Source organism: Pantoea conspicua, from assembly GCF_002095315.1.
Classification (GTDB): Bacteria; Pseudomonadota; Gammaproteobacteria; order Enterobacterales; family Enterobacteriaceae; genus Pantoea; species Pantoea conspicua.
This window is the reverse complement of the sequence record NZ_MLFN01000090.1, coordinates 1-7,737: the sequence shown is the minus strand read 5'-3', so window position 1 is coordinate 7,737 and position 7,737 is coordinate 1. Positions and strand designations below refer to the sequence as shown.

8 protein-coding genes and 1 tRNA gene are annotated in these 7,737 nt (G+C 49.2%); 8 read left to right on the top strand and 1 reads right to left on the bottom strand.

What is annotated here, in order from left to right; genetic code table 11:
- Positions 1–405: 405 nt before the first annotated feature.
- The 5 genes from HA41_RS19100 (at position 406) to HA41_RS19080 (ending at position 4,032) form a co-directional block, all read left to right on the top strand.
- Positions 406–645 (top strand): hypothetical protein, encoded by a 240-nt coding sequence (locus tag HA41_RS19100; RefSeq protein ID WP_065647771.1) that lies wholly within the window; start codon positions 406–408, stop codon positions 643–645.
- Between the two features lie 103 nt (positions 646–748).
- Complete coding sequence (locus tag HA41_RS19095) at positions 749–928, top strand: Rop family plasmid primer RNA-binding protein (protein WP_094122073.1); 180 nt, start codon at positions 749–751, stop codon at positions 926–928.
- A gap of 10 nt (positions 929–938) precedes the next feature.
- Positions 939–1,340 (top strand): helix-turn-helix domain-containing protein, encoded by a 402-nt coding sequence (locus HA41_RS19090; protein WP_094122072.1) that lies wholly within the window; start codon positions 939–941, stop codon positions 1,338–1,340.
- A 794-nt stretch (positions 1,341–2,134) separates the two neighbouring features.
- The gene (locus HA41_RS19085; protein WP_094122071.1) at positions 2,135–2,374 is read left to right on the top strand and encodes a DUF2442 domain-containing protein; all 240 of its coding nucleotides are present in this window, start codon (positions 2,135–2,137) and stop codon (positions 2,372–2,374) included.
- Between the two features lie 1,472 nt (positions 2,375–3,846).
- The gene (locus tag HA41_RS19080; RefSeq protein ID WP_039391596.1) at positions 3,847–4,032 is read left to right on the top strand and encodes a con-10 family general stress protein; all 186 of its coding nucleotides are present in this window, start codon (positions 3,847–3,849) and stop codon (positions 4,030–4,032) included.
- A gap of 221 nt (positions 4,033–4,253) precedes the next feature.
- On the opposite strand, the gene HA41_RS19075 is transcribed toward HA41_RS19080, so the two are convergent.
- Positions 4,254–4,328, bottom strand: a tRNA-OTHER gene (locus HA41_RS19075).
- A 606-nt stretch (positions 4,329–4,934) separates the two neighbouring features.
- Between HA41_RS19075 and HA41_RS19070 the strand changes: the two genes are divergently transcribed.
- The 3 genes from HA41_RS19070 (at position 4,935) to HA41_RS19055 (ending at position 7,411) form a co-directional block, all read left to right on the top strand.
- A complete protein-coding gene (locus HA41_RS19070; protein ID WP_031378256.1) occupies positions 4,935–5,234 on the top strand; it encodes a BrnT family toxin in 300 nt (99 codons plus the stop codon).
- A complete protein-coding gene (locus HA41_RS19065; RefSeq protein WP_039391595.1) occupies positions 5,215–5,517 on the top strand; it encodes a BrnA antitoxin family protein in 303 nt (100 codons plus the stop codon). The genes HA41_RS19070 and HA41_RS19065 overlap by 20 nt, the downstream gene beginning before the upstream one ends.
- A 1,069-nt stretch (positions 5,518–6,586) precedes the next feature.
- Complete coding sequence (locus HA41_RS19055) at positions 6,587–7,411, top strand: BrxR family helix-turn-helix transcriptional regulator (protein WP_094122070.1); 825 nt, start codon at positions 6,587–6,589, stop codon at positions 7,409–7,411.
- Positions 7,412–7,737: the final 326 nt, after the last annotated feature.

Here is a 7,737-nt window from a genome sequence, read left to right as displayed (position 1 = left end):
GGCGCTTTGTCGTGTCTGTCAGGGTTGGACTCAAGAGAACAGTTACCTGAACAAGACGTGGTAGTCGGGCTGAACGGGGAGTTCGTGCATACAGCCCAGCTTGGAGCGAACCACCTAAGCAGCACCCAGTGTCAGGCGTGGTATGAGAAAACGCGGCCATAACAGCGGAAAGACACGGACTAAGCTGTAAGGTGGGAACAGGAGAGCGCACGAGGGAGCCACCGGAGGGAAACGTCCGGTATCTTTAAGTCCTGTCGGGTTTCGCCCCTTCTGATTTGAGCACCGGGAATCGGCAGATTTCTGTGATGTTCGTCAGGAGGGCGGAGCCTATGGAAAACCGGGGTGCCGGGGGACCAGGCTCGGGGGGGAAAGGGGGGGCGCTGTTGACGTTGACCTGGAGGGTTTATGGCTGGTCGTCTGCATGTTGTATCTAAGACTGAAAAGCAGTTTCTTGATGACGCTGTTTTTGCAGCGGAACGGGCAAAAGGCAAAAAGCTGTCCGGTCCGGAAAAAAAAGAGGTGTTGCGGGTTGCCCGCGAGCAGCTTCTGGGACAGCGTGAAGCTGAAGCCGCTAAACAAGCACGGGCTGACGAACGTCAGGCTGCTGAATTCACCTGGAGCAAGCCTAAGCCTTTTCGTCGTTAGCCGGTAACGCTCGCCGCAGCGTTCGTCTGGCGTAGCCAGGGGAACCGAGGAAGCGTCATTTCACCTGTTTTCAGCATATGGCACGTACGCACCGGAGCGTCTGATGACGAAACAGCAAAAAACTGCGCTGAACATGGCAAAATTCATTCAGGACCAGAGTCTGCTCCTGCTGGAGAAGCTCAACGAGCTAGATTTTGACGGCGAAGCAGATATGTGTGAAAAACTTCATGAGGATGCTGAACGTCTTCATGCTGTGCTTCAGGACAGGTTAAATCAGGAATAACGGTAACCGGATGGCAAAAGTATCTATCAGTGAGGCCGCCAGGCTTACAGGTAAAAGCAGAACAACGCTGCACAGGTTAATAAAGACAGGTGAACTGTCTACTTGTGCAGGTGTGCGCAATTCAAAAATGATAGATATTTCAGAGCTTATTCGTGTTTTCGGTGATATTTCTGCCCCGGTCACTGAACAGTACAGCGAACAGGCTTCTGAACAGCGTGTTACAGTGCCTGATACGGCTAATGAACAGATGATTAACAGTCTGAAACAGGAGGTTGAACATCTCAGGACGCTTGTTTCTGCCCAGGAGTCTCATATCGACAGCCTCAGACAATCACTGCAGCTGCTTGAGCATAAAAAAGATATGCAGCAGCCTCAGCCGTCCCCGGTGAAATGGTGGCAGTTCTGGAAATAGTCGGCTGACAGCACCTGCTTTTCCGGTAATTCTGGCCCCGACGGCGCGGTTGCTTTTTCGCTTCCTGCGACTCAGCTGGTATCTGTGCATCGGGGTGACGAATTGTTGAGTTCTTGCGAGGTTTCCCCAGGTCGCTGACCTGTTCGCGGCTTACGCCGGGCTGACTTGCGTCAGACTCCCTCCACACACCAGTCTCCTAGTGTCGCCATCGATACCGAGCCGTTCTTTTTCCTTTCTTAATGAAACCTGCCTGCAGTCGTGCCGGCAGCGTCGCGGTTAAAAGCCCGTTCAGGCGCATGAAAACACGTAATACGTGCACGTCAGATTGTGGAAATCGCCGTCAGGCGTTGTGCCGCAGGGGCTGCAGCGTGGTTTTTTCACGCGTCACTTTGTTCTCGTTTCACTCGAACCAAAGTGACGCCGTTCAGTCCGGAGGCGCGTTTGCCTCTGCAAACAGGTGCTTTCCGGAAGACGGAATGGTGATCGCAGGGTGTAGCGGGCTGTCGTGGTTATGACTGCCGGCAGCGATGGCAGGACGGTCGGTGCCGGTCACTGCATTGTGAAATGTACCCTCATCGTCGCGTCGTAGGTGCGCTGTTTGTGACGATATCTGCTTCCAGGGGCGAGCAGATGTACCACGCTTTGCGTTCTCCCTTTCAGGCTGCGGGAGTGTTCTGTACAGCCACCCGAAGGCGATCCTCTCAGGCCGTGGGATCATTGGTGGTCGTCATGGACGACAGGACTACCCGGGCATACTATCAACGTAAATTCGTGACGGTCAACCGGAGGTCGTGATGAGCGTAACCATCAAATCGGCAAAATTTGATCCCTACAACATGTGGCTGCAGCTGAGCGACGGGCGCACCCTGGGCGTACCCCTGTCTTACTTTCCCGCGCTGGCCGGCGCCACCGCAGAGCAGCTTGCAACGTTTGAACTGAGCCCGCGCGGTATTCACTGGGACGGGCTGAACGAAGATCTGAGCCTTGAGGGCTTTCTGGTCACGCAGAAACTGCAGCCGGTCAGAAAACCCTAACGCCGGACAGGAAATGTTTTGTCACTACCGCCGCTCTGCGACGGCGACAAAACAGCGGGACAAGATGTGTCTCTGGAGTACCGCCGGCACGCCAGAACTTTTCATCAGGCGCGGCCCGATACCCTCAATTTCGTACGTACGAAATTTTCCTGCGATTCAGACGGAGGGCAGGATTCGCAAAGTGATAACTTTTGCATCCACCGGAAGCTGCCGCGCCTGGCGGCTTGGCCAACGCCTCACGGCCGCACAGTAAACTGTGCACCCGTTCACCGTTACCAGATCCTCTGATCCCGGCTGGGTCTGCCTGTACTGGCCAAAGCCCTAAAACCGCGCAATCACCCGCGCGGGGGCGTTTCATTACCTGTTTTCACTGTCATACTTATTTGTCGGCTCTCTGATCGGTACCGGCTGACTGTTTGCACAAATTTTGTCGGACATCCTGACCCTCGGTGTCCGTTTTTTTTGTTCAAAATCCGCCTTTAGTGACAACATCCGCCTGAAACCGGACGCCATTCACATTCGTGCATAGCCATGCAGACGCGCAGAAATCATCAGGAGCGTTTTTCAGGGTTTAGGATGGGGAAAGATGCCGGAAACAGTCATCTCGCCTCAAAATGGCTCTGAGGCGTTTTTAGCGGTGCGCCCAAGCACTGTTATGTTAAATCCGGCCGCCGGGCGGGATCAGTCGGAAAAGTGGCGCAGCTTTAACGCTGACGCTTGCCCGCCTTTGGTTTTTTCGCCAGGCTGGTGCTCCGGTGCTTAGCCGGGCCACAAGAATTATAAAAAACCTGAAACCCTCATGTTCCCGCCGTCACGGCGGGATTTTTTTGTGGCAAGGCGGAACTGGTCAGCCTGTATTTACCGGTTTGCTTGTGCGGCAGAGCATTTTTCTCCAGACTCAGAGAGAGCCGGTGCCTGCTGGTCCCGGTTACAGTGAGAAATTCTGAATCTTATCCCTGGTTCACCCCGCTCTAGATGGCGGGGTTTTTTACTTTTTCGACCTCTCAGGGCACGGTAAGAAGCCGCGATTTCCCTATTTTCTGACGTGTACAGCGCGACAAACGTGAATTAAAAAACATTTCCCGTGTACTAAGGCATTCTGAAAATTGCCCGATAACTGTTTTGCCCTGCACCAGGGGAATTCTGACAAAACGAGACCTTTTCTATTAGCATCCTTACGGGGGGCTTTTTTTGCGATGCTGTTTGCCAGGCCTGCGTTTTTTCTACACGTGACGTACGGCAGAGGGATCAGCCGGATCATAAAAAATAATTACCTGAAAATTCTCGGTTTCCCGCCACCATGGCGGGATTTTTTTGCGTCTTCGCTGGTAACTCACCGGTCGCCGGGGTGGGGATATTCTTTGCTGTCAGCGGCTTCGCCTGTATTGATTATTTCTGTATAAACCTGAATTTAGTGATAAAAACGCTACGCTTAATGGACTGATGACACACATTTTTTCCCTGGAGGGTTTATGGCAGCACATCGTGGTGGGGCAGGAAACTTTGCGGAGAACCCGGAACGGGCCGCTGAAGCAGGCAGAAAAGGCGGTCGTCTGAGCGGCGGGAACTTCAAAAACAGCCCTGAACGTGCCAGTGAGGCTGGGCGCAAAGGCGGCCTGGTCAGCCGGAAAGGGCGCCCGAATAGTTCTGCTTCCTGAGCTGTATTTTTAAAAAGGCAGTCAAAAGCCCGCCATGGCGGGCTTTTGACTGCCATGCGCAACAGAAACGTTATAGTAAATACAATATACAGGCAGAGGGGGCAGTTAATATTTTATGACCGGCTTCGACAGCGCATTACAGGACAGACTGGCAGGGCTTCCCTTAATCCGCACCCTGTTAATCGCTCAAAAAAAGGTGCTGGTATGCTGAGGAACAAAGATGGAACGGGCAGCAGGGATTGAACCCGCATCCTCAGCCGTAACAGTTGATGTAATACCTTTTATACCACGCTCGTGTAAACCTACTGCAACTGTAGGATCAGTAAAGCCAGAAGAATGGTTTGCCAGAAGGCTGTCCTTTGGGCGACACGCAGGAAGTGCTCGTGAGTCGGGTGCCGCACCGGCTGCAAACGGCACCGTGAGGCGTATGCGGCTTTTCGCTCCCAGTGGTGTATCGGAATGTCTGGCTCCCGCATTTCGGGCAGTGAAAACACAAATGGCACATATTAATCTTACCGTTCCGCTTTAGGCGTGATAATAATCCACAGTTACCGTGATTACTTCGGTTATGCAATCTTTAATGTCGCAACGGCATGAGTTCTGTGATGTGTATAGTCCAGTTCTAAGATTGAGATCCCGCAGTTGTGTTTTTCGGGGCTTTTTATGAACCGGCACGGTCCTGAGTCGGCTTTTGTAGCCATGCGCAAAAGAACTTTCATGTTAAATCCGCCAGGCTGGCAAAGTCCGGCACAAAGATGCCGCCCCCACTGGAGCTGTCCCTTTTCCACTGGAGCCCTCGTAGATACCGCTTTCTGGAGGGGCTCGCGCCAGTGAGACCCGCTTATGTATTAAAAAATACTTTTTTGTATATACTAATACGTAAATAAAAAAGGCGATTTAGCATGAAGACGGAACTCGAATTTGAGTGGGACTCTGTCAAAGCGGAAACGAATTTCCGGAAGCACGGGATCCGGTTCGAAGAAGCGGCTCTGGTTTTTGATGATCCGCTTCATCTGTCCGCTCAGGACCGTTTTGAGAATGGAGAATACCGCTGGCAGACGATAGGAATGGTGAGAGGCTGTCTGGTCGTCCTGGTTGCCCACACAACGCGCTTTGAAGATGGCTCTGAGGTCATTCGTATTATCAGTGCGCGCCGGGCTGAGCGTAGTGAGAGGAGGCGTTATGAGCATGGTCAGGTATAAACGAAGCAAGCTGCCCGAACTGACTGAAAAACGGGAATCAGAGCTGAAAGTCCTGAACGAAAAACCGGATAACGATATTGAGTACTGCGACATTCCGCCGCTGGATGAGCGTTTCTGGAAAAACGCCTCACAGGGGCATTTTTATCGTCCGGTAAAAACGCAGGCTTCGGTCAGAATTGATGCTGATGTGATGGCCTGGCTCAAGGAGCCAGGAAAAGGCTATCAGACGAGACTGAACGCAATTCTGCGGGAAGCCATGATGCGTGATCTGCATCATAAGTAATAAGAAAGAAAAGCCCGCCATGGCGGGCTTTTTACTGCCATGCGCAACAGGGATGTTATGGTAAATCAGACTGAGTGGCAGGTTCAGGCAAAAAAGCCGCCTTGAGGCGGCTTTTTAGTAAATTTTATAAAGTACATTGCTAGTCATGTTCAGTAATGAGTTAGCGACGTCGATTTGCGGCAGCGATACCCGCTTTGATACCTTCTCTGTAGGGAGTGCTGCCAAGCGGAGTCAGTGGGGCCAGAGGGGCGAGAGGAACAAGCACCATGTTGCCCATAATCGATTTGAAACCCTCCCTGAAACCATCAGTGAAGCTTTGATGAGATTCATTTTTTTTAGAATACATACATTTCCTCCATAAAAAGCTTCAGATCACGATCTACTTTTACCGGCATCAGAACGCTTTTTGCGTACGGTTCCATCATTGTTCCGATCGCGTGGCTGAGTTCCTCCGCCAGGTTTAGGCACAGTTACGTTTGGATTCAGGGGTCTTCTGTCGGCCATTTTGAATTCTCCATATGCACAAAATTCGTTTTGTCACTATCGACATAGTTGATAAATGAAGCTCGACCTGCCTAGGTCGAGCTTCATTCGCTACTTCTTATCTTTATTGATAGGAATCTTGAACATCCCACCGTTTGGACGGGTAATGCGCTTACCTTTCACGGTAATGTATGGACGAAAAATGTACTCAGTAGTTTCAGTGGTATCAGTAGCTTTCATAGTTTCACCTATAAATTACTACCAAATTCGTTGAAATCCGCAGAAAAACGCGTAATCTACGTGGCCAGCAAATTTGGTTAGTTAGTTATAACGCTTAGGGTCGAAGTTAAGCGTCCAAGTTTGTTCGCAATCATCAAGGGCTCGTTAGCGCGAGCCTTTTTCAGAACAGCTGATTATTCTTCACATACTCCCTCCTCTTTCAGATAGGTACCTGTGTCATTTCCCCTTTTTTAGCGATAGGTTGTTGCTAATCTTTTTGATGCCTATCATAAGGGTCAGATCATTTTAATCTGATCTTTATGATTAGATCAAGGTTTATGCGATTTTTTGTAGTGGAGGTCAACCGGTGAACAGTTTTGAAGGGTTAACGCACGCGGTTCGCGAGCGCTTAGAGTTCATAGAAAAACAGCTTATTTTTAAAGGATGGATCTCTAGGGCAGACCTAATCGAGCAGTTTGGGATAGCCGAAGCTGCTGCAACCAGGGATTTTAAGGCCTATAAAGAATTAGCGCCTGAAAATATGGTGCTTAACCATACTGTGAAAAAATACGAAATCAATTTAGGAGGGTTTTCTCCAGCATTTGATAAAAGTACTACTTTATATATAAATGAGCTGAAGAATAATTTCTTTGAAAAAAAAGCATCTGAGAAAATAATAGAACCAATGGATAGGATTTCCTATTTGAAGTTCGATATTTTTTCCTGTGTTGCGAGAGCAATAACAAATAGAGAACCTATAAAAATTAAATACAGGTCACTTGAAAATAATCTTTCTGAAAGGGTGGTCGTTCCTCATACATTCTTTGATACAGACATAAGGATGTATGTGCGTTGCTATGATAGGAAGAGAGCTAAGTTCTCGGATTTTATGGTTAATAGGATAGTTTCCATCACTGCGCTTGAAGATGATGAACGGAGTGTAAAAAATAATGAGAAGCCAATTTGTGATAATGAATGGAATGAATTCATAGATCTTATTCTTATACCACACCCTAAAAAGTTTAATGAAGAAACCAAGTTGTGTATAGAAATGGATTTAGATATGCAAGATGGAAAGAAAACTGTGCCCGTCAGAAAAAGTCTCGCTCCATATTGGCTTAATCGCTGGGATGTTGATTGTTCTAAAGATGGTTTACTTAAAAGCAAAAAAGTATCAGTTATATTTATTTAATCATGAATCCCTAGATCAGGTGGAAAATAATTTCCTAGCCCCGGGCTATACCTCCATGGATTAACAAAATAGATAGTATATCTTGACCTAGCTTTCAGGAAAGACGTAAGCTCTAGCTTCGAAACGAAAAAACCGACTGGGGAGTCGGTTTTTCGAGGGTTCAGTAAGTTGGGGAACTTCTGAACATGGTAACTGGCTTTAGCGGAGCACAGTCACCTAATCTGTCCTTTCAGTGTAGCTGTAGTTAGGCTTCCACTTCAAGAACTCTTGTAAAGTCTGTTTGACAAGCTTGCTCCGCAAACCTGTTACCAGTGGCTACCGCCAGT